General features: G+C 73.7%; 19 protein-coding genes. 8 read left to right on the forward strand and 11 right to left on the reverse strand.

From position 1 onward, the window contains the following. Window positions 1–124: 124 nt before the first annotated feature. Entirely contained in the window at window positions 125–592 is a 468-nt protein-coding gene (locus KGD84_RS06645) for an Lrp/AsnC family transcriptional regulator (RefSeq protein ID WP_220559375.1), read from the reverse strand. Between the two features lie 167 nt (window positions 593–759). Here KGD84_RS06645 and KGD84_RS06650 point away from each other — a divergent pair, with 167 nt between their 5' ends. The 5 genes from KGD84_RS06650 (at window position 760) to KGD84_RS06670 (ending at window position 7,519) form a co-directional block, all read left to right on the forward strand. Further along, a complete protein-coding gene (locus KGD84_RS06650; protein ID WP_220565574.1) occupies window positions 760–2,364 on the forward strand; it encodes an alpha/beta fold hydrolase in 1,605 nt (534 codons plus the stop codon). 81 nt (window positions 2,365–2,445) lie between these two features. Then, window positions 2,446–3,285: a GNAT family N-acetyltransferase gene (locus KGD84_RS06655; RefSeq protein WP_220559376.1), complete on the forward strand. Its 840-nt coding sequence runs from the start codon at window positions 2,446–2,448 to the stop codon at window positions 3,283–3,285. A 41-nt stretch (window positions 3,286–3,326) separates the two neighbouring features. Then, window positions 3,327–5,366 (forward strand): phosphate acetyltransferase, encoded by a 2,040-nt coding sequence (pta, locus tag KGD84_RS06660; RefSeq protein WP_220559377.1) that lies wholly within the window; start codon window positions 3,327–3,329, stop codon window positions 5,364–5,366. A 142-nt stretch (window positions 5,367–5,508) separates the two neighbouring features. Next, complete coding sequence (locus KGD84_RS06665; RefSeq protein ID WP_220559378.1) at window positions 5,509–6,729, forward strand: multidrug effflux MFS transporter; 1,221 nt, start codon at window positions 5,509–5,511, stop codon at window positions 6,727–6,729. A 265-nt stretch (window positions 6,730–6,994) separates the two neighbouring features. Beyond that, a complete protein-coding gene (locus KGD84_RS06670) occupies window positions 6,995–7,519 on the forward strand; it encodes an ATP-binding protein (protein WP_220559379.1) in 525 nt (174 codons plus the stop codon). Between the two features lie 64 nt (window positions 7,520–7,583). Here the strand turns inward: KGD84_RS06670 and KGD84_RS06675 are convergent, their stop codons facing one another. The 4 genes from KGD84_RS06675 to hisS form a co-directional block, all read right to left on the reverse strand. Then, window positions 7,584–8,426, reverse strand: a complete 843-nt coding sequence (locus KGD84_RS06675) for an AMP-binding protein (RefSeq protein WP_220559380.1) — start codon at window positions 8,424–8,426, stop codon at window positions 7,584–7,586. Window positions 8,427–8,764: 338 nt separating this feature from the next. Beyond that, complete coding sequence (locus KGD84_RS06680; protein ID WP_420910375.1) at window positions 8,765–11,356, reverse strand: ATP-binding protein; 2,592 nt, start codon at window positions 11,354–11,356, stop codon at window positions 8,765–8,767. A 148-nt stretch (window positions 11,357–11,504) separates the two neighbouring features. After that, complete coding sequence (locus tag KGD84_RS06685; protein WP_260697194.1) at window positions 11,505–13,958, reverse strand: ATP-binding protein; 2,454 nt, start codon at window positions 13,956–13,958, stop codon at window positions 11,505–11,507. A 179-nt stretch (window positions 13,959–14,137) separates the two neighbouring features. After that, window positions 14,138–15,466 carry a histidine--tRNA ligase gene (gene hisS, locus KGD84_RS06690; RefSeq protein WP_220559383.1) on the reverse strand — a complete coding sequence of 443 codons (1,329 nt, stop codon included), beginning with the start codon at window positions 15,464–15,466 and terminating at the stop codon, window positions 14,138–14,140. Between the two features lie 721 nt (window positions 15,467–16,187). On the opposite strand from hisS, the gene KGD84_RS06695 reads away from it, so the two are divergent. The 3 genes from KGD84_RS06695 to KGD84_RS06705 all read left to right on the forward strand — a co-directional run bounded on the left by KGD84_RS06695 (window position 16,188) and on the right by KGD84_RS06705 (window position 19,743). After that, entirely contained in the window at window positions 16,188–16,808 is a 621-nt protein-coding gene (locus KGD84_RS06695; RefSeq protein ID WP_220559385.1) for a GTP-binding protein, read from the forward strand. A gap of 108 nt (window positions 16,809–16,916) precedes the next feature. Further along, window positions 16,917–19,223 carry an accessory Sec system translocase SecA2 gene (gene secA2, locus KGD84_RS06700; protein WP_220565575.1) on the forward strand — a complete coding sequence of 769 codons (2,307 nt, stop codon included), beginning with the start codon at window positions 16,917–16,919 and terminating at the stop codon, window positions 19,221–19,223. Window positions 19,224–19,473: 250 nt separating this feature from the next. Then, window positions 19,474–19,743, forward strand: a complete 270-nt coding sequence (locus tag KGD84_RS06705; protein WP_220559386.1) for a DUF6406 domain-containing protein — start codon at window positions 19,474–19,476, stop codon at window positions 19,741–19,743. A gap of 668 nt (window positions 19,744–20,411) precedes the next feature. Here KGD84_RS06705 and KGD84_RS06710 read toward each other — a convergent pair. From KGD84_RS06710 to KGD84_RS06735, 6 genes are all read right to left on the reverse strand, one after another. Further along, window positions 20,412–20,744, reverse strand: a complete 333-nt coding sequence (locus KGD84_RS06710; protein ID WP_220559387.1) for a hypothetical protein — start codon at window positions 20,742–20,744, stop codon at window positions 20,412–20,414. 436 nt (window positions 20,745–21,180) lie between these two features. After that, the gene (locus tag KGD84_RS06715) at window positions 21,181–22,107 is read right to left on the reverse strand and encodes a cytochrome d ubiquinol oxidase subunit II (protein ID WP_220559388.1); all 927 of its coding nucleotides are present in this window, start codon (window positions 22,105–22,107) and stop codon (window positions 21,181–21,183) included. A 14-nt stretch (window positions 22,108–22,121) separates the two neighbouring features. After that, a complete protein-coding gene (locus KGD84_RS06720) occupies window positions 22,122–23,384 on the reverse strand; it encodes a cytochrome ubiquinol oxidase subunit I (RefSeq protein WP_220559389.1) in 1,263 nt (420 codons plus the stop codon). 147 nt (window positions 23,385–23,531) lie between these two features. Beyond that, window positions 23,532–24,209, reverse strand: coding sequence for a response regulator (locus KGD84_RS06725; protein WP_220559390.1), 678 nt, complete (start codon window positions 24,207–24,209; stop codon window positions 23,532–23,534). 3 nt (window positions 24,210–24,212) lie between these two features. Next, window positions 24,213–25,379, reverse strand: coding sequence for a sensor histidine kinase (locus tag KGD84_RS06730; protein WP_220559391.1), 1,167 nt, complete (start codon window positions 25,377–25,379; stop codon window positions 24,213–24,215). A 117-nt stretch (window positions 25,380–25,496) separates the two neighbouring features. After that, window positions 25,497–26,339 carry a spermidine synthase gene (locus KGD84_RS06735; protein ID WP_220559392.1) on the reverse strand — a complete coding sequence of 281 codons (843 nt, stop codon included), beginning with the start codon at window positions 26,337–26,339 and terminating at the stop codon, window positions 25,497–25,499. Window positions 26,340–26,409: the final 70 nt, after the last annotated feature.

Below are 26,409 nucleotides of genomic sequence, written 5' to 3' on the forward strand. Positions count from 1 at the left end.
GCCGCCGGCCGGTACGGTCGGCGGCGACGGCCCGGTACGGGGCGCCCGGGCCCCGGCCGGGGGCGTGTCCGGGCCCGGCGGGGGAGGGCCCGGAACGTGGGCCGCGCCCCTCCGGACCCCGGGCTCAGGTCCGGTTCTCGGCGCTCCCGGCCAGGATGGGCTGGTCGACCAGCCGGGACAGCACCAGGGTGCTCTTGGTGCGGACCACGAAGGGCTCGGCGCCGATGCGCTCGATGACCTCCTCCAGGTGCCGGGTGTCGCGCGCCCGCACCTGGACGATGGCGTCGGCCTCGCCGGTGACCGTGCAGGCCGAGGTGATCTCGGGGTAGGCGGACAGGCCCGTGCGGATCTCCCCGGGGGAGGTGCGGGCCCGGCAGTACAGCTCGATGAACGCCTCGGTGGTCCAGCCGACGGCCTGGGGCTCCACCACGACGGTGAACCCGCGCACCGCGCCGGACTCCACCAGGCGGTCCACCCGCCGCTTGACGGCGGACGGGCTCAGCCCCACCTGGCCGCCGATCTCCGCGAAGCTCATGCGCGCGTCCGCGCCGAGGATCGCGATGATCCGCTCATCGACACGATCAAGACGCATGGTGTCCCTTTGTCCACTTCTGATGCCGGCGGTCACATCGTACCGGCGCGTCCCCAGGTGAGCCGCCGTGTCGTTTCCTATGGTCACTGATGGTGACATGGACAATGCATATGGTCGCAACGCCTGGGCGAGGGAGTGGACACGTGCGAGCACCGTCTCTGACCGTGATGTCGGGGGTCCTCATGGCCTCCCTGGTGGCGGCCCCGGCACCCGCCGCGGCGCAGGCCCCCGGCCAGGCCCCCGGGCAGGCCCCCGCCCCGGAGCGGCCCGGGACCACGCGCATCGACCAGAAGGCCCTGCGCTGGGAGCCCTGCGAGGACCTCGACCCCGTGGGCGACGAGACCCTGGAGTGCGCGACGCTCACCGTCCCCATGGCGCACAACGGCCGCGGCCCCGGCGACCCCGTCCGGATCGCCCTGTCCCGGGTGCCCGCCACCGGCACCGCCGAGCACACCCTGCTGGTCAACCCGGGCGGGCCGGGCAGCGCCGGGCGCCGGTGGGCCTCCTACACGCACCTGCGCATGTCGCCCGAACTGCGCGAGGTCTACGACGTCGTCGCCTTCGACCCGCGCGGCGTGGGCGCCTCCACCCCGAGGATCACCTGCGACCCGGAGCACTTCACCCCGCCGCGCCCCGACGGCGTCCCCGCCGACGCCGGGGCCGAGCAGGCGCTGCGGGCCGACGCCGAGGAGTACGCCCGGTCCTGCGCGCAGAACACCGGGCACCTGCTGGACCACATGCGCACCGAGGACATCGCCCACGACATGGACGCCATCCGGGCCGCCCTGGACCTGGAGCGGATCGACTACCTGGGCTACTCCTACGGCAGCTACCTGGGCACCGTCTACTCCGCCCTGTACCCGGACCGGGTGCGCTCGCTCATCCTCGACAGCGTGGTCGACCCTGACACCCCCTGGTACGAGAGCAACCTGCGCCAGAGCCTGGCCCTGGACCGGTCCGCCCGCAACTTCTTCGGCTGGGTCGCCCGCCACGACGCCGCCTACGGCCTGGGCACCGACGCCGACGCGGTCGAGGAGGCGTACTACACGCTGCGCTCGGAGCTGGCCTCCGAGCCCGTCGACGGCGTGGTCGGGCCGACCGAGCTGGAGAGCGCCGTCATCGTCGTCGCCTACAGCGGCGCCTCCTGGCCGACCGTGGCCGCCGCCCTGTCCGACCGCATCATCGACGGCGACCCCGCCGCCCTCAAGAAGCTCTTCGACACCTACGGGGAGCAGCCCGACGCCGACACCGACACCGGGTACGGCGGCTACCTCGCGGTCCAGTGCACGGACGCCCCCTGGCCCAAGGACTGGGACACCTGGCACGAGGACGCCGAGGGAGTGCACGCGGCCGCGCCCTTCATGGGCTGGCACAACATCTGGTACAACGCTCCGTGCGCCACCTGGGACGCCGAGGTCGAGGACTGGTTCCAGGTCGGCGACGGCGCCTACGAGCACCCCGCCTACCGGGGCGACGCGCTCATCGTGCACGCCACCGGGGACGGGGCCACCCCCGTGGAGGGCTCCTACTCCCTGCGCGACCGGCTGCCGGGGTCGGCGCTGGTCGTCGAGGAGGGCGGGCTCACCCACGGGGTGACGCTCACCGGCAACGTCTGCGTCGACGAGATCGCCCGCGACTACCTGCTGGAGGGCACCCTCCCCGAGCGGGCGGAGGGCGAGGGGCCCGACGCCGTCTGCCAGGCCCGGCCCGAGCCGTCCCCGCGCACCGCGCAGAGCGAGCCTTTGGTGGATCGCCCGGGGACGTCCGGGTGAGGGTGGAATAGGCTGGAATCAGCGCGAACGGACCTGATCCCGCGGTCGCGGAGCCGACGGCGGGCGGATGGGGGAGATGCGATGCTGCGGACCTCACCGGTGAGGATTCTCGGCGAACGGGACAGGGAGGCCGTGCGCGCCCTCCTGGACATGGATCCGGTGGGGAACGTGTTCGTCACCTCCCGGCTGATGGCCGCGGGGATCTCCGCGGGCAACGGGACCGAGGTGTGGGGGCACGTCGAGCACGGCCGCCTCACCGCGCTCTGCTACTCCGGGGCCAACCTGGTCCCCGTCAACGCGGGTCCCGCGGCGATCCGCAGCTTCGCCGACCACGCCCGCTGGCGGGGTCGGCGCTGCTCTTCCATCGTCGGCCCGGTCGACGCGGTCAGCGACTTCTGGCAGCAGGTCACCCCCGCCTGGGGGCCGGCCCGCGCCATCCGCGCCAGCCAGCCCGTGCTGGAGATCTCCGGCGAGCCCGCCGTGCCCGCCGACCCGCTGGTGCGCCGGGTCCGGCGCACCGAGCTCGACATCCTCGTGCCCGCCTGCGTGGCCATGTTCACCGAGGAGGTCGGCGTCCCGCCGGACTCCGGCGACGGCGGCGCCCTGTACCGCGCCCGCATCGAGGAGCTGGTGCGCACCGGCCGCGCCTTCGCCCGCATCGAGGACGGCCGGGTCGTCTTCAAGGCCGAGGTCGGCGCGGTCACCCCGCAGGCCTGCCAGATCCAGGGCGTGTGGGTCCACCCCGACCTGCGCGGGCAGGGCCACTCGGTGCCGGGCATGGCCGCCGTCGTGCGCCACGCCCTGGCCGAGATCGCGCCGCGGGTCACCCTGTACGTCAACGACTTCAACACCCCGGCCCGGGCCGCCTACCGGCGGGTCGGGTTCCGACAGGTCGGAGAGGTCATGTCGGTGCTCTTCTGACCGGCGGCCGCCGACACCGCCGGGAGAAAGGGACCGCGACGGTGCACGGTGTCTACATAGCGTCCAGCGACGCCGAGGGGGACAAGCGCCCGGTCGCGCTCGGCCTGGCCGAGCTGCTGGCGGGGACCGTCGACACCCTCGGCGTGTTCCGGCCGGTGGTGGGCGCGGGCGAGCGCGACCCGCTGGTCGAGACGGTCCGCCGCAGGTTCGGGGTCGCGGCGCCCTACGAGGAGTGCACCGGCGTGGTCTACGACCGGGTCCGCGACGACCCCGAACAGGCCATGTCCGAGATCGTCGCCGCCTACGGGGCGCTGGCCGCGAAGTGCGCGGCCGTCGTCGTCATCGGCACCGACTACACCGACGTGGCCACCCCCACCGAGTTCGCGTTCAACGCCCGTGTCGCCGCCAACCTGGGCACCCCGGTGCTGCTGGTGCTCTCCGGCCGCGGCCTCTCCGAGGAGCAGGTCCGCGGCGCCGCCGCGGTCGCCGAGGCCGAACTCGCCCGCGAGCACGCCGCCCCGCTGGGCACCGTCGTGGGCCGGGTCGACCCCGACGGGGTCGCGGCGCTGCGCGCCGCCGGGCCCTGGTCGGTGCTGCCCGAGGTGCCGGGCCTCACCGTGCCCACCGTCCGCGACCTGCAACGGGCCTGCGGCGGGCGGCTGCTGTTCGGGGAGGACAAGCGCACCGGCCGCGAGGTGTCGGGCATCCTCGTCGCGGCCATGTCCCTGCCGCACATCCTGGACCGGATGCGCGACGACAGCGCCGTCATCCTCCCCGCCGACCGGGCGGGCGCGGTCCTGCCCGCGCTCATCGCCGCCCACCTGTCCCCGGACTTCCCGGCGATCGCCGGGGTGTTCCTCACCGGCGACACCGACGCCGACATGCCCGAACCCGTCTGGCGGCTGCTCGCCGGGATGCACGTGCGGGTCCCCGTCATCGCCACCGGCCTGGACACCTTCACCGCCGCCACCCTGCTCGCCGACGTCCGCGGCGGCGGCGCGCCCCTGCCCGACCACAAGATCGAGTCCGCGGTGGCCGCCTTCGACTCCGGCGTGGACGGACCGGCCCTGCTCGAACGCCTCCAGGTGGCCCGCACCGACACCGTCACCCCGCTCATGTTCGAGTCCACCCTGCTCGGCCGGGCCCGCGCCGACCGGCGGCGCATCGTCCTGGCCGAGGGCACCGAGGAGCGGGTGCTGCGCGCCGCCGACCTGGTGCTGCGCCGCGACGTCGCCGACCTCACCCTGCTCGGGGACCCCCGCGAGATCCGGGCCCGCGCCGCGGACCTGGGCCTGGACGTGGCCGCCGCCGACCTGGTCGACCCGGAGGCGTCGCCGCTGCGGGACGAGTTCGCCGCCGAGTACGCCCGGCTGCGCTCCCACAAGGGCGTCACCGAGCAGCTGGCCCGCGACACCGTCGGGGAGGTCTCCTACTTCGGCACCCTCATGGTCCACCTGGGGTACGCCGACGGCATGGTGTCCGGGGCGGTCCACACCACCGCCCAGACCATCCGCCCCTCGTTCGAGATCCTGCGCACCTCGCTGGTGTCCAGCGTGTTCTTCATGTGCCTGGCCGACCGGGTGCTCGTCTACGGCGACTGCGCCGTCGTCCCCGACCCCACCGCCGAACAGCTCGCGGAGATCGCCTCCGCCTCCGCCGACACCGCCGCCCGCTTCGGCGTGGACCCCCGGGTGGCCCTGCTGTCCTACTCCACCGGCGCCTCCGGCAGCGGCGCCGACGTGGACAAGGTGCGCACCGCCACCGACCTGGTCCGCGAACGCCGACCGGACCTGCCGGTGGAGGGCCCCATCCAGTACGACGCGGCCGTCGACCCCGGGGTGGCCCGCACCAAGCTCCCCGACAGCCGGGTGGCCGGGCGCGCCACGGTGTTCGTCGTCCCCGACCTCAACACCGGCAACACCCTGTACAAGGGCGTGCAGCGCAGCGCCGGCGCGGTCGCGGTGGGGCCGGTGCTCCAGGGGCTGCGCCGCCCGGTCAACGACCTCTCCCGGGGCGCGACCGTGCGGGACATCGTCAGCACCGTCGCCATCACCGCCGTCCAGGCCCAGGCCGGGGACTGACGGGGGCCGCCGGACGGCCGCGGAGGTTTCGCACACATCGGTGTCAGAACGGGGGCGGAGGCGGTTTCGCGGCGTCCCGCCACGGTTAGCCTGCAAAGGGCGCCGATCGCGCTTTTCGTCACCGCACCCCGAGAGAGCGCCGATGACCCTGCGCAACCCGACCGGCCGCACCCGCCTGTCCCTGGCCTTCCTCCTGGCCGCCCTGGCCGTGCTGGGGCCGCTCAACATCGACATGTACCTGCCCGCGTTCCCGGAGATCTCCGCCGACCTGGGCGCCGGGGCCTCGCAGGTCCAGCTCAGCCTCACCACCTGCCTCGTCGGGCTGGCGGCCGGCCAGTTCATCGTCGGCCCGCTCAGCGACGCGTACGGCCGCCGCGGGCCGCTGCTGGTCTCCCTGGGCCTCTTCGTGCTGGCGTCCGCCGTGTGCGCGCTGGCCCCGAACATCGCCGTGCTGGTGGCCGGCCGCTTCCTCCAGGGGCTGACCGCCTCGGCCGGGGTGGTGCTCTCCCGCGCGGTCGTGCGCGACGTGTTCGACGGGCACGAGCTCACCCGGTTCTTCGCCCTGCTCATGGTGATCAACGCGGTGGCCCCGCTGGTGGCGCCGGTGGCGGGCGGCGCCCTGCTGTGGCCGGATTTCACCGGGTGGGAGACCGTGTTCTGGGCCCTGGCGCTGCTGGGCGTCGCCATCGTCGCGGTCACCGCCCTGCGCCTGCCCGAGACCCTGCCCCGGGAGCGGCGCACCCCCGGCACGGTCCGGGGCACCCTGCGCAGCATCGGCGGGCTGCTGCGCGACCGCGTGTTCCTGGGGTACGCGCTGGTCACCGGGCTGCTGCACGGCGGCAGCTTCGCCTACGTCGCCGGGACGCCCTTCGTCTACCAGGAGCTGCACGGGGTGTCCCCGCAGGTCTTCGGGGTGCTGTTCGGCATCAACGGGATCGCGATCATCGGCGGCAGCTGGGCGGTGGGCCGGTTCTCGCCGCGCTTCGGCGAACGCCGCCTGCTGGTCACCGCCGTCTCCGTGGCCGTGCTGGCCACCGGGGTGCTGCTGGCCGCGACGGTGTTCCAGGGGCCGCTGGTCGCCCTGGTCGTCCCGATCTTCGTCTACATGACCTGCATGGGCATGATCCTCACCGGCTCGTTCGCCCTGGCCATGGAGGGGCAGGAGCGCCGGGCGGGCAGCGCCAGCGCGCTGCTGGGCGCGCTGTCCCCGCTGTTCGGCGCGGTGGTCGCGCCCCTGGTGGGGCTGGACGAGACGACGGCGGTGCCGATGGGCGCCCTGCTGTTCGGCACCTCCGCCGTCGGACTGCTGGTCCTGGTGGCGATGACCTCCCGGCGTCCCCGTGTCCCCGTCGCCGAGGCCTGAGCGGCGGTGCGGGATCCCCCGGAGGTCCGGCGGGCCTTCCGGGACCCCGTCCCGGGCATTGCCAACGTGTTGCATGTCACATGGCTCTCCCTGGGGCCCGCACTGTTTCCTTTGTCTGCATCGGGGAGGACACGTGACGGGGTTTTGTGGCCAATCCCAGGCAGGGTGAAGGCGGGTGTGCTGTTCTGGACTCGGCACACCCTTGTCTAAGGTGAGTGCAGGCGGCGCAACCCGCGCGCCCGACGCGGGTGATTGGAGTGACCGGATGGCTGAGGCGAGGCAACTCCGGGAATACGTGCCCGCGGAGGTACCCGAGAACGCGGAACCCGCCCCCATCGAGGGCGGCGACCTCACCGGCGGCGCCACCGACCACACCGTCTGGAGCTGCGCGGGCAACCTCACCGCCGTCCGCTCCGTCCGCGCCCGCGTACGCGACTTCCTCGCCCGCATGGGCCACTCCGAGACCGTCCTGGACGACGCCGAGCTCGCCGTCAGCGAACTGGCCACCAACGCCCTGCTGCACTCCCGTTCCGGCCAGAGCGGCGGGGTCATGACGCTGTTCATCCGCTCCGACGGCTCCCGGCTGCGCGTCGCCATCGCGGACCAGGGGGAGCGCGCGGGGGAGGGCGGCCACAGCCGCGAGGACGGCGACGACTTCGGCCGCGGCAAGCTCATCGTCGACAGCTGCGCCACCCGCAGCGGCGAGTACTGGAGCGAGGCCACCCACGTGGCCTGGTTCGAGATCGAGGACCCCCGCCCGGGCCTCCCCCTGGCGGGCGACACCGCCTGAGCCCGGCGGGCGCCGCGCACGGCCCCGCCCCCCGCCCCGAACCCCGTCGGGACGGAGCGCGGCGTCAGGCGGTCAGGCCCGGGGCGGCGATCCGCTCGGGCTCGGGGGCGCAGCGCACCGTCACCCGGCGGCCCTCCGGAGCGGGGCAGTCCGCCCCCGTCATCACACAGGCCCCCGTCCACAGCGCCAGCGCCACCAGCGCGGCCCGCGTGGCCTCCTCGCCGCGCTCGTCCACGGCGACCACGTCCTCGGCGGTCAGTGACAGGTGCTCGCGCAGCGCGACGAACCGCGCCATCAGGTCGCTGTGCGGGTACAGCGTCGTCAGCAGTCCCGCCCCGGTCTCCTCATAGCCCAGGATGCCGTTGTCGAACAGCCCCCGCGAAGGGCTGTACCCGGTGCCGTCCGGACTGGGCCGCAGCAGGTCCTCGAAGGGCGTCGTGCCCAGGGCGTCGCCGAACGCGATGACCTGCCGCACCCGCGAGCGCTCGGCCAGCTCCAGCGCCACGGGCGCCAGGTCGGCGCTCACCACCAGCAGGCGGGCGTCGGTCTCGGCCAGGGCCGCGCACTGCACGTCGGTATCGGAGGCAGGGGACAGGGGCAGGGCCCGGCCGCCCACCGCCATTACGGTGTAGGTGGCCAGGAACCGCTCGGGCGAGACCGGGGCCAGCACGCCGACCACGTCGCCCAGGCACAGGCCCCGCTGGCTCAGCCCCGCGGCGGCCCGCTCCACCGTGGCGGCGAAGGTCAGCGCGTCGACGCGCGCCCCCCCGCCGCGGATGCTGCCGCCCAGGCCCGGGCGCAGCCGCAGGCGCTCGCACAGCCCGCCGGTCAGCGAGCCGATGGGGTCGTCCCGGCGCGGCAGGTTGCGCCCCGGTCGTCCGGTTCCAGAAGACAGCCCTACCCCCATGCGTTCCCCCAGTTCACCCTGGTCGCGGCGGTACCGCCATCCGGGCTCGTCACGCCCCCTCCACGTGGCGAGCCCGGCGGCGCCGCACCGGCCGGTCCGAGCGAGGTCCCTCCCCAGGTTCCACCTCGCGCCGGTGCGGGTTCCCACCGGCCCCGGGAGTCCTCCCGGGGCTGACGGTCCGCCGGGATTCCGGGCAGCGCACCCGGGCCGACGGCCGTTCCCGGAGCGCCCGGACCGCGCCACCGAAGTGCCGCGATCGCGTGCGTTCCATGGCTGGAAGCCTAGCGCGTTCACGGTCGGATGCACATGCATATTGCTATGCAGATGCATATGTAGATTCAGTGCGCAGGGGCCGGTACAGGCCCCGTTCGCGGGGGTTTCGGAGGAACCGTCAGTCCCGTCCCCCGTGGCTCTGCATCCACGCCGCGATCTGCGTGCGCGAATGGAAGCCCATCTTTCTGTTGATGTTGGCGATGTGCCGGGCGGCGGTCGCCGGGCTGATGAACAGCGCCCGCGCGATCTCCGGGTTGCTCCGCCCCCTGCTCACCAGCCGGGCCACCTCCAGCTCGCGCCGGGTCAGGCGCTGCTGGGGCGGCGTCTGCGGCGGGGGAGGCGGCGGGGCCGCGGCGGTCCGCGCCGGACGGGCCGCCCGGGCGGGCGTGCGCCGGGGGCGGGGACGGGCTGCGCCGGGACGGCGGCCGGCGCCCCTCCTCGGCCAGGCGCTCGGCCTCGCGCACAGCCTCGGCGGTGCTCAGCCCCCGGCCCTCCTCCCAGAGGGAGACCAGGCGCTTGCGGCGCCTGCGGGTCTTCTCCTCGTCGCCGAAGGGCCAGGGTGCCGGGGGTACGGACAGCCCCAGCCGCTCGCGCATCTGCACGGCCGCCCCGGCGATACGGCAGGCGGCGTCGCGCATGCCGACCGCGAACGCCACCCGGGCGATCGCGACCAGCGCCCGGCCGACCTCGGCCCGCTGGCCGGCGGCGTGGCTCAGCAGCAGTCCCTCGCTCAGGTAGTCGCAGGCCTGCTCGACCCGCTCCTGCGCGTACGCCACCCTACCGATCCCGGCCAGGCAGCGGGCCTCCTCGGCGGAGGCGCCGATCATCCGCTGGGTGTCCAGCGCCTCCCGGTAGCAGCGGTCCGCCGTCACCAGGTCCCCGCCCAGCTCGGCCGCGCGGGCCTGGCCGATGAGGGTGACGCCCACGCCCCAGCGGTGGTCGATCCCGCGCAACAGGGTCAGCGCCGCGTTGTAGTGCTGGTCGGCGGTCTGGTGGTCGCCCTGCTGGGCGGCCAGCGCGCCCCGGGTGCCCAGGGCGATCGCCTCGCCCCACAGGTCGCCGGACTCCCGGCACAGCCGCAGGGCCTCCTCCACCCGCACCGCCGCCCGGTCGGGCACCCGCTCGCGCACCTCCACCAGCGCCAGCAGGTTCAGGGCGGTGCGCACGAACATCTCGTCGCCCGACTCCCGGCACAGCCGCAGCCCCTCCTCGCCCAGGGACAGCGCCAGGGCGTGGTCGCGGCGCACCCGCGCCAGCTGGGCCCGGCCCACCAGGGCGCGCGCCCGCGAGGGGGCCTTCTCGGCGTCCTCCAGGTCCAGGAGGAGGTCCATGAGGTGGGCGCCCTCGGAGTAGTCGTGGTGGCTCACCCAGTGCGCCACCAGGCTCGACGCCAGACGCAGCCCCGGCTCGGCCCGGCCCTCCCGGTGCGCCCAGCGCAGCAGCGAGCGCAGCGTGTCGAACTCGGCGAGCACCCGGCGCCGCCCGGCGTCGCGCTCGCTCCAGGGCATGGCCCGGCTCGACTCCAGCCGCAGGCCCAGGTCCTCGGCCAGCCGGGTCATCCGGTCCAGCAGCCGCTCCCGGAGCAGGCCGTCCTCGCCAGCCTCGGCCAGCCGCTCGGCGGCGAACGCCCGCACCGCCTCGGGCAGCCGGTACCGCAGCCGCCCCTCGAACTCGCCGGTGACGGTGATCAGCGACCGGTCCAGCAGCGACGCCAGCAGGTCCAGGACGTGCTCCCGGGCCAGGCCGTCGCCGGCGCACACCTGCTCGGCCGACTCCAGGTCCCAGCCGCGGAACACCGACAGCCGCCGCAGCAGGACCCGCTCCGGCTCGGGCAGGGTCCGGTAGACGAAGTCCAGGACGATCGGCAGCACCTCGCTGCGGGCCACCGCCTGGCCCGGGCCCGGCCGGAACTCGGGCGAGGCCAGGTGGGCGCGCAGCCCCTCGGCCAGGGCGTCCGGCCCGATGCCCGGAGCGCTCCCCCCGAGCACCTCGATGCCCAGCGGCACCCCGCCGGCCAGGTCGCACAGCACCGCCGCCGTCTCCAGGTCCTGCCGGGACGGGTCGAAGCGGGGGTCGCGGATGCGCGCCCGGTCCAGGAACAGCCGCACCGCCTCGGAGTCGGCGGGGTCGGGCGGCGGGCCGTTGCGCGAGGCCACCGGCAGCGCCATGGGCGTCATGCGCCACACCGTCCCGCCCGACAGCCGCACCGGCTCCAGCGCGGTGATCAGGATCGACACCCCCGGGCAGGCGGCCAGCAGGGTCTCGCCGATACCGGTGACCGCGTCCGCCACGGGGTCGCAGGCGTCCAGCACCAGCAGCAGCCGCCGGTCGCGCAGCGCCTCGACCACGGTCGTCCCCAGGGGCTGTCCCGGCTCCTCCACCACGCCCACCGCCTGCGCCACCCGGGCGTGGACCTCCAGCTCGGTGTGCGCGTCGGTGAGGTCGGCGGCCCACACCCCGTCGGGGAAGGACGCGGTGGACTGTTCGGCCACACGCAGGGCCAACCGGGTCTTGCCGATCCCCTCGGTGCCGCACAGCGTCACCGAGCGGCTGGACTCGAGAAGCCGCAGCAGGCTGCTCAGGTCCCGCTCACGGCCCACGAAGCCGGTGCCCGGCCGAGGGAGGTTGTGCCGCGCGGGCGCGGTCGAAGATGCCATGGCCTTCACATGTCAGGGCGGTCGGGGAGGTCCTCACCGTGGTGGGGGTCGCTGGCAAGGGGACGACTTCGTAGAGGGGGTGGTCGGAATCTCTGTCTTAGCGCCTGTACGCGCGGTGTGCAAGTGCGGTCGGAGCGCGCCGGTCCCTTCATGTCCGATCTCGGGAGGAAGCCCAGCCGGTCAGCTGGGTCCGCGAGGAAATCGAGAGTTTTCTGAAGATGTTCGCGATGTGCCGGGCCGCCGTCGCCTGGCTGATCGTCAGCCGCTCGGCGATCTCCCTGTTGGACAGCCCCTGCTCGACCAGTTCGGCGATCTCACGCTCGCGCGGGGTGAGGGTCACCGGCTCGGCCGGGCGGTCCGAGGAGCGGGGGAAGGCCAGGGCGCGGTCGCGCACCTGCTCCAGCGGCAGCGACCGCCAGGCGTTCCAGGCCTCGGCGGTGCGGACGGGGCCCACCCGCTCCTCGACGGCCGACCGCAGCCGCACGGTCTCGGCCGAGGGCCGGTCCAGGGCCGTCCGCAGGTCGGCGGCCACCCCCGTCAGCGCGGCGGCCCGCTCGGCCTCCTCCTCGGCCAGCGCCAGCTCGCCCAGCGCCTCCAGCGCCCGGGCCACCGCGATGCGCTGCCCGGAGGTGAAGCTCACCCGCAGGCAGGAGGCCAGCGGCTCGCGGGCCTGGAGGATCAGGCCCTGCGCCAGGTAGAGCCGGCCCAGCTCCCGTGAGCAGTGCGCGGTGGCCGGGGCGGCGCCCAGCTCCTCGAACACCGCCAGGGACTCGGAGAACAGGTCGCGGGCCCGCTCGAACTCGTCCTGCTCGGCGGCGATCGACCCCAGCACGTGCAGGCAGCGCGCCACGCTCCACCGGTCGTGCAGCTTCTCGCCCAGCTCGATGCAGTGCCGCAGCAGCTCCACGGCCCTGTCCGGCTCCCCGCGCCGCCGGGCCAGCTGGGCCAGCACGCCCAGCGCGGTGGTCTCGGTGAGCGGGTCGCCGTCCTGCTCGGCCCAGGCCAGGGCGCGCTCGGCGTGCCGGCGCCCCTCGTCCAGGGCGTTGGTGCGCAGCGCCAGCGCCGCCATGGTGGCCAGCGCCGAGGCGGCGGCCCCCGCCTCCCGGCAGGCCCGTGCCGCCTCCAGGGCGCACATGGCCAGGGTGGACACCCGCGGCGCCACGTCCAGGTCCAGCCGCAGCTCGGCCTGGAGCGCCAGCGCGCGGGCCCGCAGCTGCGGCGACTGCCCGTCGGGGTCGGCGGCCAGCACCGACTCCAGGATCCGCCCTCCGGCGGCGGCCTGGTCGCGCACCAGCCAGTAGGGGCGCAGCGCCACGCACACCCGCAGGGCGTCGTCCACCCGGCCGCGCGAGAGCGCCCACCGCACCACCCGGGCGTGGTTCTCCCGGTGGTGGTCGAGCAGGCGGAAGTGGGCCAGCCGCTCCGACCAGCCCATCGGGGACCGGGAGCCCTCGGCCGCCGCCTCCAGGCGGGTGACGCAGAAGTCCAGGTACCGGGACCAGCGCTCGTCCTCGCCGCCCTCCGCGGCCAGGTGCTCGGCGGCGTAGGCGCGCACCGTCTCGGTCAGCCGGTAGTGGGCGGTGCCCTCGATCTCGGAGTCCACCATGATGAGGGACTTGTCCAGCAGCGAGAAGTGCAGCGGCAGGATGTCGGCCGGGTCCACCCCGTCGCCCGCGCACACGTCCTCGGCCGCCTCCAGGTACCAGGTTCCGAACACCGACAGGCGGTGCGGCAGCGCCCGCTCCGGCTCGTTCAGCAGGCCGTGGCTCCACTCCAGGACCGCTCGCAGCGTGCGCTGGCGCGGCGGCAGGTCGCCGGACCCGTCGCTGGTGAGCAGCTGGAACCGGTCGTCCAGGCGGCGCAGGATCTGCTGCACCGACAGCACCCGCACCCGGGCCGCGGCCAGCTCGATGGCCAGCGGCATGCCGTCGAGCAGCCGGCAGATCTCGGCGATGTGGCCGGAGTTCTCGCGGGTCATCTCGAACCCGGAGCGGGCCGCGTGCGCCCGCGTGACGAACAGCCGCACCGACTCGTAGCGCTGGGCGTCGCGCCGGGGCAGCGGCGCCGGGTCGGCGGAGTAGGGGTCGGTGGGCGTGGGCCGGGCGGGGAGGGACAGCGGCGGCACCCGCCAGATGCTCTCCTCGGGAACGTGCAGGGGCTGGCGGCTGGTGGCCAGGACGCGCACCCGCGGGCAGTCGCGCAGCACCGCGCGGCACAGCCGCCCGACCGGGTCCACCGCGTGCTCGCAGGTGTCCAGGAACAGCAGCAGGCTCTGGGTGCGCAGGGCGGTGATGACCGCCTCGGTCGTGGTGCGGCTGTCGTCCTCCACCGCCTGGAGGACCCCGGCCACCGCGCGCAGCACCTGGTCCTCGGTGGTGGCCTCGCTCAGGTCCACGAAGCGCACCCCGTCGGGGAACCGGCGCATCACGCGCTCGGCCAGGTGCAGGGCCAGCCTGGTCTTGCCGATCCCGCCGGTCCCGGTCAGCGTGACCATCCGGGCGGTGCCCAGCAGGCGGCCCAGGTCGACGATGTCGCGTTCACGGCCGACGAAGCGGATGAACTCGCCGGCGGACAGGGGCAGGTTGTGGCGAGGGGGAGACATGGCCTCGATTTACATAGGACACCGAACGGTCCGCGGCACGGGCCCGTCCGGATCCGGGACCGCGGAGAACAGTCGCACCCAGTGTCGCACTTCTCCCCGCGCCCTGTCCCGGGAATGGCCGCTTCCGGCACGAGCGGTCGGAAACCGCCCATGCCGGTCGCGTTCGCGTCGTGGACCGGCTACTCTGTGCGGTCGCCCGGCGACCAGGACGCCGGGTCCGCCGCGGCCTGCTCGCCGCTGCCCATGTCCTTGACCTCGTGGCCGCCGTCCTCGTCGAAGGGCGGGAACCACACGAAGGGGATGCCCTTCTTCGAGGCGTACTGGATCTGCTTGCCGACCTTGGCGGTGGAGTGGAACACCTCGGTGTTGAACCCGCGCGAGCGCAGCAGCTCGCCGACGGCCAGGGCGTCGCGGCGCCGCTCGGCGCCGGGCACCACGACCATCACGTCGGTCGGGCAGATCCGGCCGCCCCCGATGCGCCCCTCGGCGACCAGCTTGGCGAAGATCCGGGTCAGGCCGATGGAGATGCCCACGCCCGGCAGCCTGCGGCGGATGAACTGCCCGGCCAGGTCCTCGTACCGGCCGCCGGCGCAGATGCTGCCGTAGCCGGGGTCGTCGTCGAAGGACGCCTCGTAGACCGTGCCGGTGTAGTAGTCCAGCCCGCGGGCGATCGACAGGTCGGCGACCACCGCGCCCTCGGGCAGGTCGGCCAGGTCGTCCAGGACGAACGACAGCTCCTCCAGACCCTCCTCCAGCAGCGGGGAGGAGACGCCCAGCCCCCGCACCCTGTCGGGCACGTCCGCGCCGGTGCCGCGGACGCGCGCCAGGGCCAGGCAGGCGTCGGCCTGCTCGGCGCTCAGCCCGCCCCCGGTGAGGATCTCCCGGACGCCGTCGTCGCCGATCTTGTGGAGCTTGTCCACGGCCCGGATGACCATGATCGGGTCCTTGACGCCCAGCCCCTCGTAGAAGCCCTGGAGGACCTTGCGGTTGTTGACGTTGAGCGTCCAGGCCGGGATGTCCAGACCGCTGAGCACCCGGTGCACGATGCGCGGCAGCTCGGCGTCGAAGTGCAGCGGCACGGAGTCGACGTTGATCACGTCGATGTCGCACTGGGTGAACTCGCGGTAGCGCCCCTCCTGCGGCCGCTCGCCCCGCCACACGCGCTGCATCTGGTAGCGCTTGAACGGGAACGTCAGCTCGTTGAAGTGCTGGGCGACGTACCGGGCGAACGGCACCGTCAGGTCGAAGTGCAGCCCCAGCCGGGCGTCGGAGTCGTCCTTGGGGTCGGATTGGAGGCGGTGCAGGGTGTAGACCTCCTGGGAGGTCTCGCCCTTGGCCGTCAGCACCTCCAGGTTCTCCACGGACGGGGTCTCCACCGACGCGAAGCCGAAGGACTCGAATCCGGCGCGGATATGGTCCAGCCAGCGCTGCTCCACGGACCGGACCTGGGGGGTCCACTCGGGGAAACCGCTGATCGGGGCTGGGCGGACGACGCGCTGATCGGACATGCGGAGTTCTCGGCTCCCTGGAAGTCGTACGTGGAAAGCCCCCGAACGGGGGCGTGACCATCCTACGGCCACAGGGGGTGCGGGCACGGCCGCCACCGGCCCACGTGGACGGTTGTGGGCCGGTGGGGCTCCGGCGGAGGTCGGGCGCGACGGCTCCGACGCCGAAGAGCGGGACGTCGGTTCGCCGGTCGCGCGTCCGTGAACGCCGCCGACGGCTCCCACTGTGCGGTCGGGTGCTCGTGCCAGGAGTCGGTTCCGCGACCGCGTACACCGTGCGGGGGCCCTGTCCTCCACCGTAGACGCCGTGGGCGGTGGCGGACAGGGATCGGCGCGGCCGGAAGCGGCCGAAAGCGGTCGCTCACGATGTCGTAAAGTCCGCCTCCCGGGGTAGAGTTCTGTGCTTGTCTGATCACTCTCGGTTCCCGGAGGGGGGCCGATCGCCATCGGACGCCCCGGGGGCGCGGTGGCGCTTCGCGCTGCCCGGGACCCCGCCCCCGCCGGTGTGAGAAAGCGGACCCGCGCGGCGACTGTGCCCAAAACGCCGTCCGGCACCGCCGTCCGGTGTTAGGTTCCAGGGGCGGCGACCCCGCGCGGTCGGCTGAAGGAACCCGTGAAGGTCCGCGGGGAGGCCGGACCCGGGGGCGTCGCGCCCCTCGCTAGCCCGGGCCGTGCGAGCCGCACCCGTCCGTTCGGACCCGGCACTCTCGCTAGGACTGTGACTGTGATCGATCCAGCCAACACCACGAACGACGTTCAAGCACCCGGCGCGCTGTCCACCAAGATCATCATCGCCGGGGGCTTCGGCGTGGGCAAGACCACGTTCGTCGGCGCCGTCTCGGAGATCCCGCCGGTGCGGACCGAGGCCGCGGTGACCGCTGCCAGCGCCGGGGTGGACGACCTCTCCCACACCCCGGACAAGCAGACCACGACCGTGGCCATGGACTTCGGCCGCATCTCGCTCGACACGGACCTGACCCTGTTCCTGTTCGGGACCCCCGGCCAGCAGCGCTTCTGGTTCATGTGGGACGACCTGGTGCGCGGGGCCCTGGGGGCGGTGATCCTGGCCGACACCCGCCGCCTGGAGGACACGTTCCAGGCCCTGGACTACTTCGAGCGCCAGTACCGGCTGCCGTTCGTCGTGGCCGTCAACGAGTTCGACCCCGAGGCGTCGATGTACACCGCCGACGACCTGCGCGACGCCCTCGACCTCACCCCCGACGTCCCGGTCGTGCGCTGCGACGCCCGCGACCGCAGGTCGGTCGTGCGGGTGCTGGTGACCCTCGTCAAGCACGCCATGGCGGTGGAGGCCCGCCAGAGCGGGGGGAGCCGGCTCGTGGTCTGATCCCGGTGCAGACCGGCCGCCGCGTCCGCGCGGCCGGTTCTCGAACGTGCGCGTTCGGGGTCTTGTGGGGTGTGTGTCCGGCGTTACTCTGTGGTGGTGTTCGGACGAATGGCGGAAAGCGTGCGCCGTCTGCTGGGTAAGCCCGGCGCGGTGGATCTGCGGCCTTATACCAAGCTCCTGTCGGCTATCGAGGCCGAGGAGGATGGTCTGCGCGAGCTCGACGACACCGAGCTGACGGACAGGGCCATCGAACTCGGCACCGGCGACCTCCCTTACGGGCGCGACGACCTCGTGTCGCTGTGCGCGGTGGGCCGCGAGGCGGCCCGGCGCGCCCTCGACGAGCGCCCCTTCGACGTCCAGCTGCTGGGCGTCATGTCCCTGCTGGACGGGCACGTGGCCGAGATGGCCACCGGTGAGGGCAAGACCCTGACCGGTGCCCTGGCCGCCGCCGGCTTCGCCCTGCGCGGCCGGCGCGTCCACGTCATGAGCGTCAACGACTACCTGGCCCGTCGTGACGCCGAGTGGATGAAGCCGCTGTACGGCATGCTCGGCGTCACCGTCGGGTGGATCACCGAGGACTCCACGACCGAGCAGCGGCGCGCGGCGTACTCCTGCGACGTCACCTACGCCCCGGTCAGCGAGCTGGGCTTCGACGTGCTGCGCGACCGCATGGTCACCGACATCGCCGACCGCGTGGTCCCCGAGCCCCACGTCGCCATCATCGACGAGGCCGACTCCGTGCTCGTCGACGAGGCCCGCGTGCCGCTGGTGCTGGCCGGCGCGGCCGAGCGGGTCGACGCCGACGTGGAGATGGCCGACATCGTGCGCGCCCTCAAGCCGCGCATGCACTACGAGATCGACGGCGAGGGCCGCAACGTCCAGCTCACCGACGCCGGGATCGACGCGGTCGAGAAGGCGCTGGGCGGCGTGGACCTGTACGCCGAGGACGAGTCGTCCCTGCTGCCGCAGGTCAACCTGGCGCTGCACGCCCACGTGCTGCTCCAGCGCGACGTCCACTACGTGGTGCGCGACGGCGAGGTCCGGATCATCAACGAGTCCCGCGGCCGCATCGCCCTGCTCCAGCGCTGGCCGGACGGCCTGCAGGCGGCCGTCGAGGCCAAGGAGAAGGTCGCGGTCAGCGAGACCGGCGAGGTGCTGGACTCCATCACCGTCCAGTCGCTGATCCTGCGCTACCCGACCCGGGCCGGGATGACCGGTACCGCCATGGCGGTGGCCGAGCAGCTGCGCGAGTTCTACGAGCTCGAGGTCGCGGTCATCCCCTCCAACAAGCCGAACGTCCGCGAGGACCACGGCACCCACCTCTTCGCCACCCGCGAGGAGAAGGAGGACGCCCTCATCGAGGAGGTCGAGGAGGTGCACGCCACCGGGCGGCCCATCCTCATCGGCACCCAGGACGTCGCCGAGTCCGAGCGGCTGGCCGAGCGGCTGCGCAAGGCCGGCCTGGAGTGCGTGGTCCTCAACGCCAAGAACGACGCCGACGAGGCCGCCATCATCGCGGAGGCGGGCACCCACGGCGCCATCACGGTGTCCACCCAGATGGCCGGCCGCGGCACCGACATCCGCCTGGGCGGCAGCGACATGGCCGACCGCGACCGGGTGGTCGAGGCCGGCGGCCTGTACGTGATGGGCTACGGCCGCTACCCCAGCAGCCGCCTGGACGGCCAGCTGCGCGGCCGCGCCGGGCGCCAGGGCGACCCGGGCGACTCGGTGTTCTTCGTCAGCATGGACGACGACGTGGTGGTCAACAACGCGTCCGAGACCTCCGGGTACTCCACCGACGACCGCGGCGAGATCACCGACCCTGCCTGGCTGTCGATGGTGGACCACGCCCAGCGGGTCGCCGAGGGGCAGCTGCTGGAGGTGCACCGCAACACCTGGCGCTACAACCAGCTCATCGACGTGCAGCGGGACGTGGTCCTGGAGCACCGCGAGCTGGTCCTCACCGGCGACGAGGGCGACCGGCACATCAAGAAGGACCGTCCCGAGAAGCACGCGGAGCTGGTCGAGGAGGTGGGGGAGGAGGCGGTCGCCGACGCGGCGCGGCTCATCACCCTGTACCACCTGGACCGCGGCTGGACCGACCACAACGCGTTCCTGTCGGAGCTGCGCGAGGGCATCCACCTGCGCTTCCTGGGCCGCCGGGACCCGCTGGACGAGTTCAACCGCGACGCGGTGCCGGTGTTCAAGGGCTTCCTGGACGACGCCCGTTCGCGGGCCGCGGAGAGCTTCGAGGAGCTGGAGGTCGAGGACGGCGCCCTGGACGTCTCCGAGGTGGGCGTCAAGCGGCCGTCGATGACGTGGACGTACATGGTCCACGACCACCCGTTCAGCTCGGCCCTGGAGGCCGTGGCGGGCCGTCTCAAGGGACTGATGGGGAACAAGGGGAACAAGTAGTTTCCAGGGCACGTGTTCCAGGGGACACGTGTTCCGGGGAGATCTTCCGGGAACGCGTGTTCTCGGGGGTTCGTGCCCCCCGCTTTTCCCTGGTGCGGGTCGGGACTTTGGTCCCGGCCCGCACTTACTTTTGTCGGCTACTCTTCTGAAAAGCCTCCGTGGCGGGGGAATCGCCATGCGGAATTGACCGGTGCGGGTTAACATGGCTGCGTTTTCCAGAGAATCCGAGACGGTTGGGACAGAAACTGCTGTGGTCCACGAAATCGGCGCGCAGGAAAAGATCAGTTACGGACGCAATGACCGCTTCCTCGGCGGCCCGGTGGGCGGCGGCCAGTTCTGGATCGACGAGGACGGCCGGGCGGTCGCCAAGATCGGCGGCCCCAAGGAGTGGCGGCCCACGCCGATGATCGACGTCCGTGTGGGCGACGTGTTCAGCGTCGGCGGCCAGGTGTGGAGGGTCACCGATATCGTCGACGCGGAGTCCCCGTCCGCTTATCTGCTGGCCACGCGCATTAGCTGAGTTCACGCCCGCCGGCGGGTCCGGCGGGCACCCCTGTTTGCTTGGGCCGGGAATCGCAACCCCGTGCAACCTTTACGGAAAGGTCGCACAGGGTGACGGTTCCCGGTTTTTCTTATGTGGCGTGTTTTCGCCCGGTGAGTGTCCGGTAACGGTGAGCGCCGGTGTCGCCGCAGGTCACGGCGGGTATTTCGGCCGCCGCCGGGGGAATCGAGACGCTCCGGTTATCGGAAGGGGGGTGTCCGTGTTACCGCCGCCTCGTTAACGTCGTTCGTGCAGGGCGCGCCCCGTTCCGGGCCGCCGCGCCCGCCGCCCCGTGGCCGGTCCCAGGGGCTGTCCCCCGCCCCTGGGCCTGGCCTCCCCGCCGTCGGCGGGGGCCTTCTGCTTCCGCCTTCCCGCCCCGTTCCCGCCTCCGGGGACAGCCCTGCCCTCGTCCGGGCGGCGGTTCATAACCGGTTCCAGTGTCTTCTGGAGGAGGGAAGTCGTTACCCTGCTGGGGGAAGGTCGCTCTGCGGGGCTTGCATTAGAACGAGTTTCAGTATTACGCTCAGGCCATGCCCGGCCCGGTGAGGGCGCCCGGTGGTTCGGTCACCCGGCGCCAAGGACGGCCGGTGAGGATCGTCGCCCGCCGAGACCGGATCGCGCCCCGGGACCGGCGGGCGGCGGCCGTCTCAGGCCAGGAGGCGCGAGATCTCCTCGAAGGTGGGGCAGGGCCAGGCCAGTCCGCACCCCGCGCACGTGCCGCCCTCCTCCTCGACGGGGTGGTGCAGCCGCAGCAGTTCCGCGCACACCCCCGCCAGGGCCGCCACGTCGTTGCGCGCGTTCGCGTAGAAGGCCACGTCGTTGATCCGGGACAGCGGGCTCTCGGAGCCGCCCCGCGGTATCCCGACCGTGTCGGGCTCCCAGGGGACCGCCCGGGCCGAGCGCTCCCGGATGCCCTCGACGCACCGGAGCAGTAACGCGTGCTCGGTGGCACTCCCTTTCGTCGGCCTGGTGAACGGCATCGCCGATCTCCCCCCAACGGGTGGATGCGCAGATACATCTAGTGACTCAGCGTATACCTATCGTCGCGCAATGTCGCGACACGGGGAGGAGTGCACAGGAGCGGGCTGCCCCCAAGGGGAGGGGCAGCCCGCCGGGAAGGGGGTCGGGTACGGGCTAGCCGCAGCTGCCGCCGCAGGCGCACGAACCGCCGCTCTGGCAGCCGCACCCGCAGCCCGAACCGCAGCTGCAGGCGCTCGGGGGAGTGGTCAGGGGGTGGGTCATGATCCCTCCTCGGATCGGTCCGGAATCCGGTCCACCGCGCCGGGCGGCGCGGTTCCCGACGGATGACGTGCCCGGGGCCGGGCTTTCCCAATCCGGGACGGTGTCCTTGACGAATCCTGACCGACACGCCGAGGTCCGGGCGGCCCGTCCCCACCGGCCCGGGCGAATCCGGGCTCAGGCGAAGAAACTCGGGGAACGGCTCGGGCGACGCGTCATTCGGTAGAGCCAAACCTGGCCGATGAGCATGACCGGAATGGCGGGGGCCAGCACCGACCACACCAGCACGGCGGTCGTGTCCGGGACCGGGGCCAGCGGCAGGTCTCCCACCACCGCCACCAGCACGCCCGGCACCGCGATCGCCACCGCGGAGGTGTGCCGGGACAGCATCGGGCCGGACAGCCCCGCGGTCGCCGCCAGAGTGGCCGCCAGCACCACCGCCGGGACCACCGCCGCCGCGCCCACTCCGGCGCCCGACAGCGGGGCGGACACCGCGGTGACCAGGGTCCCCGCCAGGGCCGCCAGGGCGATCGGGCGGGTGTCGCGGGCGGCCACGTCCGCGCTCTCCGCGTCGGACTCGCCGACCAGCCGCTCGGCCCCGAAGGCGGCACCCCGCAGCGCGAACAGCAGCACCACGGTCAGCGCGCACGGGACCGTGAACAGGGAGACCCCCGGGTCGCCGGCGACCAGCGACGCCAGGACCCAGCCCCAGGAGAGGGCCAGCGTCCAGCTGCCCGCGACGACGGCGCCGTCCCACAGGGCCGCCCACACCGGGCCCGGCACCCGTGAGCGCAGCCACAGGCCCGCGTCGCGCACCAGCAGCCCCGCGGCCAGCGCCACCAGCACCGGCCACAGCCGCGCCACCACGTGGTGCTCCACGGACGGGAACAGCCCGGCCAGCACCCCCACCAGGGCCACCAGCCACACCTCGGTGGCCAGGAAGTAGGGGGCGATCGCGGCCACCACCCGGCGCCGCTGGTCGGGGCCGCGCGCCACGCGCGGCATCAGCATGCCCAGCCCCACGTCGGCCCCGGCCAGCACCAGGTAGCCGACGACGAACAGGGCGAGCAGAAGAGAGGACAGGGAGGAAAGGACGTCCGACATGGCAAGGCTCCGGTTCAGAACGTGGGGACGGGGGTGGAGGACTCCGCCGGGGCGGCGCCGTCGTCGCGGCGCTCGGCCAGCGGGCCGCCTTCGGGGCCGCGCCGGGCGAACCGCACGAGCAGCCACCAGGTCGTCCCGGCCAGCAGCGCGAACGCCAGCGTGAACAGCCCGAAGGAGGTCGCGGCGGCCGCCGGGGACATCGGCGTCACCGCGTCGGCGGTGGTCAGGTGGTGCACGACGGTCCACGGCTGGCGGTTGGTCTCCCGGAACACCCACCCGCCGACGCTCGCCAGGTAGGGCAGGAAGGGCAGCACGGCCAGCGGGTACAGCGCCCCCCGCAGCCTCCGCGCGCTCTTGGACACACGGGCGATCACCCAGCCCAGCAGCAGCACCGGCCCCAGGAGGAACATCAGGCCCCACATGCCCATCATGAAGACCTCCGCGGCGGTCCCGACGCCGGCGTGCACCCCGCTGCCGGCCGCCTCGATGGCCTCGATCTCCGCCGCGGAGTAGGTCTGGCCGCTGGTGGGCGGGTCCTGCCCGAACAGACCGAACTGCACCCCGCCGAAGCCCGCCACCGGGATCGGCAGCAGGACCATCACCAGCGCCCCGTAGCCGATGCCCCGAGAGAACATCCGCTGCGGGTCGTTCCCGCGCCGCAGGTGGTAGGCGCTCGTCGCGATGATCACCGCCGCGCCCACCAGCAGGGCGCCGGTCACGATGTGCCCGAACGCCATCGTCGCCGCGGGGTTCGTCATCAGCGCCACCGGGTCGGTCAGGTGGGCGACGCCGTCCACCATCTCGAAGCCCACCGGGTTGCGCAGGAACCCGTTGGACACCAGCACCCACCAGGCCGACAGGTACGCCGTCGCGGTGACCACCGCGAAGCACCCCAGGTGCGCCCAGCGGCCCATCCGGTCCCACCCGAAGATCCACAGCCCCAGGAACGTGGACTCGATGAAGAACGCCGTCATCGTCTCCAGGGCCAGCGGCGCCCCGAAGGAGTAGCCGTACATCTCCTGGAGGCCGCTCCAGTTGAGCGCCAGCTGGAGTTCCATGACCAGCCCGGAGAGCACGCCCATGCCGTAGTTGACCAGGTACAGCCCGCCCCAGAAGCGGACCGCGGACATCCGCTCCCGGTCGCCGGACAGGGTCGCCCGCAGCTGGGCGGTGAGGATGTAGGGCGCCAGCCCCAGGGTCAGGGCCACGAACATGAAGTGCGTCGCCGCCGTGAACGCGAACTGGAGCCGCGCCAGGAGGAGGGGATCGTCGAACATCGCAGGGCCTCGTGATCGTCGTCGGGAATCACGAGAAGCATCCGCCGCGGGTCCGGTCCCGGGCATCGTCCGGCGGAGGGCTTTCGCCCGTCTCCCACGGGGGTAGCCGGCCCCGGGGCGCTACTCCCGGGGGGTTACGGGGGTCCCCTAGGGGTTCCGTCCGCTCCAGCCGGGGGTCACCAGCGCCGACTCGTAGGCCAGCACCACCAGCTGCGCCCGGTCCCGCACGCCCAGCTTGACCATGGCCCGGCTGACGTGGGTCTTGGCCGTGGCGGGGCTGAGCACCAGCTCCCGGGCGATCTCCTCGTTGGACAGCCCGCGGCCCACCAGCGCCACCACCTCCCGCTCCCGGTCGGTGAGGCCGTTCAGGCGCGGCGACGGCTCCGCGTTCGCGCGCGGGCGGCTGGTGTAGTCCGAGATCAGCCGCCGGGTGATCCCCGGCGACAGCAGCGCCTCGCCCCGGTGCACCACCCGCACGGCCTGCAACAGGTCGCGCGGCTCGGTGTCCTTGACCAGGAACCCGCTCACCCCCGAGCGCAGCGCCTCGAAGATGTACTCGTCCAGGTCGAACGTGGTCAGGATGATGATCCGGGTCTTCTCCAGGGCGGGCTCGGCGATGATGCGCGCGGCCGCCGCCAGGCCGTCCACCCCGGGCATGCGGATGTCCATGAGGACCACGTCGGGGCGTTCGGCGCGGGCCACCCGCACCGCCTCCTCGCCGTCGGAGGCCTCGGCGACCACCTGGATGTCGTCCGCGCTGTCCAGGAGGGCGCGGAAGCCGGCCCGCACCAGCGCCTGGTCGTCGGCGAGCAGTACGCGGATCAACGTTCACCCCGTTCGTTCTTCGGAACCCGTTATCGGCAGCCGGGCCCGCACCCGGAATCCTCCACCCTCCAGCGGTCCCGCGTCCACCGTCCCGCCGACCAGGGCGGCCCGCTCGCGCATGCCGCTGATGCCGTTGCCCGCGGCGGGGGAGCCCAGGGTGCCGCGCCCGTTGTCGGCGACCTCCACCACCACCGCGTCGGGGAGGTAGTCGACCAGCACCGTGGCCCGGTCCGCCTCCGCGTGGCGCACCACGTTGGTGAGCGCCTCCTGCACGGTCCGGTAGGCGGCGGAGTCGGTGCCCACCGGCAGCCGCACGGGGGTGCCGGCGACCTTCACCTCCACCGCGATCCCGGCGCCCCGGGCGGCCTCCGCGACCTCGTCGATCCGGTCGACCCCGGCGACGGGGGAGCGCGGCGCGCCCTCGTCGGCCGCCCGCAGCACCCCGAGGATGGCGCGCAGCTCCACCAGCGTGTCCTTGCTGGTCTGCTTGATGGTGGCCAGCGCCTGGGAGGCCCGCTCCGGCTCGCTCTCCATCAGGTACAGGGCGGTGCCCGCCTGCACGTTGATGAGCGAGATGTTGTGCGCGACCGTGTCGTGGACGTCGCGGGCCAGCCGCAGCCGCTCCTCGGAGGCCCGCCGCAGCAGCTCCTCCTCCCGGGTGCGGTCGGCCTCGGCCTCGCGCTCGCGGTCCGCCTTGAGGTACTCCTGCCGCCAGCGCACCACCTCGCCGGCGCACAGCAGCACCAGCACCCACCCGACGATGCCCAGTGCCTCGGGGCGGAACGTCTCGTTGGCCGCCAGCTCGTAGCCGTTCACGGCCAGGAACTGCACGATCCCCAGGGTCCAGCCGAAGGTGCGGTACCCCCACCGGACCAGGCTGTAGAGCATGACGGCGGTGCAGGCCATGACCACGCCGTCGGGGAACCCCAGGGGGTAGTAGACGGTCGCCGCGCTCACCGAAACCAGTCCGACGGCGCAGGGGAAGGCGGTGCGCCACAGCAGGGACAGGGAGGCGACCGCGATGAGCGCGTAGCCCCACGGCCAGGGGTCGCGCGCGCCGGTCGCGGGATCCGCCACCTGGACCACGAACGTGCTGCCCGCCGACAGCAGGAGCAGGCCCAGGGCGATCCAGGCGTCGGTCCGTGCGGGGCGCGGGAGTAGTGCTGTCACACCCCCGACGGTACGGCCCGCACGTAGGGGTTTCCGTCCTCCCCCGGGAGGCGATCGCGGCCCCGCGCCTACTCCCCGCGGAGTACCCCGCCGCCCCGGGCGGCCGGAGGACGGCGGTCAGAAGACGCCGTCGGGCGGTGCGGGGGAGTCGACCGCGCCGGTGTCGCGCACCGGGCCGCGGCCGGAGGCGAACCGGTCCAGCTCCCCGCCGGAGAGCAGCCGGGCCATCTCCGGGTCGCGGTGGGCCCGCCGGGACAGCTCGTCCACCGGCAGCGGCCCGTGGGACGCGGTCAGCACCAGGTTGCCGAACCGGCGGCCGCGCAGCACTCCCGGCTCCGCCGACAGCGCCACGTGCGGCAGCACCTCCCGGACGGTCGCCACCTGGCCGCGGGTGTGCGCCAGCGCGCCGCCGTCGCCCACGTTCACCGCCAGCAGCCCGCCGGGGCGCAGCACCCGGGCGGCCTCGGCGTAGAACTCCACCGACGTCAGCCGGGCCGGGGTACGGGCCCCCGCGAAGACGTCGGACACGATGAGGTCGGCGCTCGCGTCGTGCCGGGCCGCGATCCACTCCCGGGCGTCGCCGATCCCCACCCGCAGCTGCGCGCGCCGGTCCCAGGGCAGCCGCCGCCGCACCAGCTCCACCAGCGGGGCGTTCACGTCCACCGCCCGCTGGCGCGAACCCGGGCGGGTGTGCGCGATGTAGCGGGCCAGGGTGAGCGCCCCGGCGCCCAGGTGCAGGGCGTCGACCGGCTCCCGGGCGGGGGCGACCAGGTCGGCGGCGTGCGCGATCCGCCGTACGTAGGAGAAGTCCAGGTGCCCGGGGTTTGACAGGTCCACGTGCGACTGGGGCGTGCCGTCCACCACCAGGAACCACGATTCGGCCCGGTCGGCGTCGGCCAGCAGCTCCATGCCCGGCGCCCCGACGACCTCGTCGTCCTCCCGTGTCCCGCGTCCGCCCATGTCCCCGTCCCGTCCGTCCCGGTGCGGCCCCCAGCGTAGCCGTCCCCAGGTCGGGGAATTGCCGCGCGCT

It is taken from the genome of Nocardiopsis changdeensis (assembly GCF_018316655.1).
Taxonomy (GTDB): domain Bacteria; phylum Actinomycetota; class Actinomycetes; order Streptosporangiales; family Streptosporangiaceae; genus Nocardiopsis; species Nocardiopsis changdeensis.

Excerpts from the sequence above, each read along its gene's own strand:
- KGD84_RS06645 (WP_220559375.1), bottom strand. The coding sequence starts at position 592 with ATGCGTCTTGATCGTGTCGATGAGCGGATCATCGCGATCCTCGGCGCG.
- KGD84_RS06650 (WP_220565574.1), top strand. The coding sequence starts at position 760 with ATGTCGGGGGTCCTCATGGCCTCCCTGGTGGCGGCCCCGGCACCCGCC.
- KGD84_RS06655 (WP_220559376.1), top strand. The coding sequence starts at position 2,446 with ATGCTGCGGACCTCACCGGTGAGGATTCTCGGCGAACGGGACAGGGAG.
- KGD84_RS06665 (WP_220559378.1), top strand. The coding sequence starts at position 5,509 with ATGACCCTGCGCAACCCGACCGGCCGCACCCGCCTGTCCCTGGCCTTC.
- KGD84_RS06670 (WP_220559379.1), top strand. The coding sequence starts at position 6,995 with ATGGCTGAGGCGAGGCAACTCCGGGAATACGTGCCCGCGGAGGTACCC.
- KGD84_RS06675 (WP_220559380.1), bottom strand. The coding sequence starts at position 8,426 with ATGGGGGTAGGGCTGTCTTCTGGAACCGGACGACCGGGGCGCAACCTG.
- KGD84_RS06680 (WP_420910375.1), bottom strand. The coding sequence starts at position 11,356 with ATGGCATCTTCGACCGCGCCCGCGCGGCACAACCTCCCTCGGCCGGGC.
- KGD84_RS06685 (WP_260697194.1), bottom strand. The coding sequence starts at position 13,958 with ATGTCTCCCCCTCGCCACAACCTGCCCCTGTCCGCCGGCGAGTTCATC.
- hisS (WP_220559383.1), bottom strand. The coding sequence starts at position 15,466 with ATGTCCGATCAGCGCGTCGTCCGCCCAGCCCCGATCAGCGGTTTCCCC.
- secA2 (WP_220565575.1), top strand. The coding sequence starts at position 16,917 with ATGGCGGAAAGCGTGCGCCGTCTGCTGGGTAAGCCCGGCGCGGTGGAT.
- KGD84_RS06710 (WP_220559387.1), bottom strand. The coding sequence starts at position 20,744 with ATGCCGTTCACCAGGCCGACGAAAGGGAGTGCCACCGAGCACGCGTTA.
- KGD84_RS06715 (WP_220559388.1), bottom strand. The coding sequence starts at position 22,107 with ATGTCGGACGTCCTTTCCTCCCTGTCCTCTCTTCTGCTCGCCCTGTTC.
- KGD84_RS06720 (WP_220559389.1), bottom strand. The coding sequence starts at position 23,384 with ATGTTCGACGATCCCCTCCTCCTGGCGCGGCTCCAGTTCGCGTTCACG.
- KGD84_RS06735 (WP_220559392.1), bottom strand. The coding sequence starts at position 26,339 with ATGGGCGGACGCGGGACACGGGAGGACGACGAGGTCGTCGGGGCGCCG.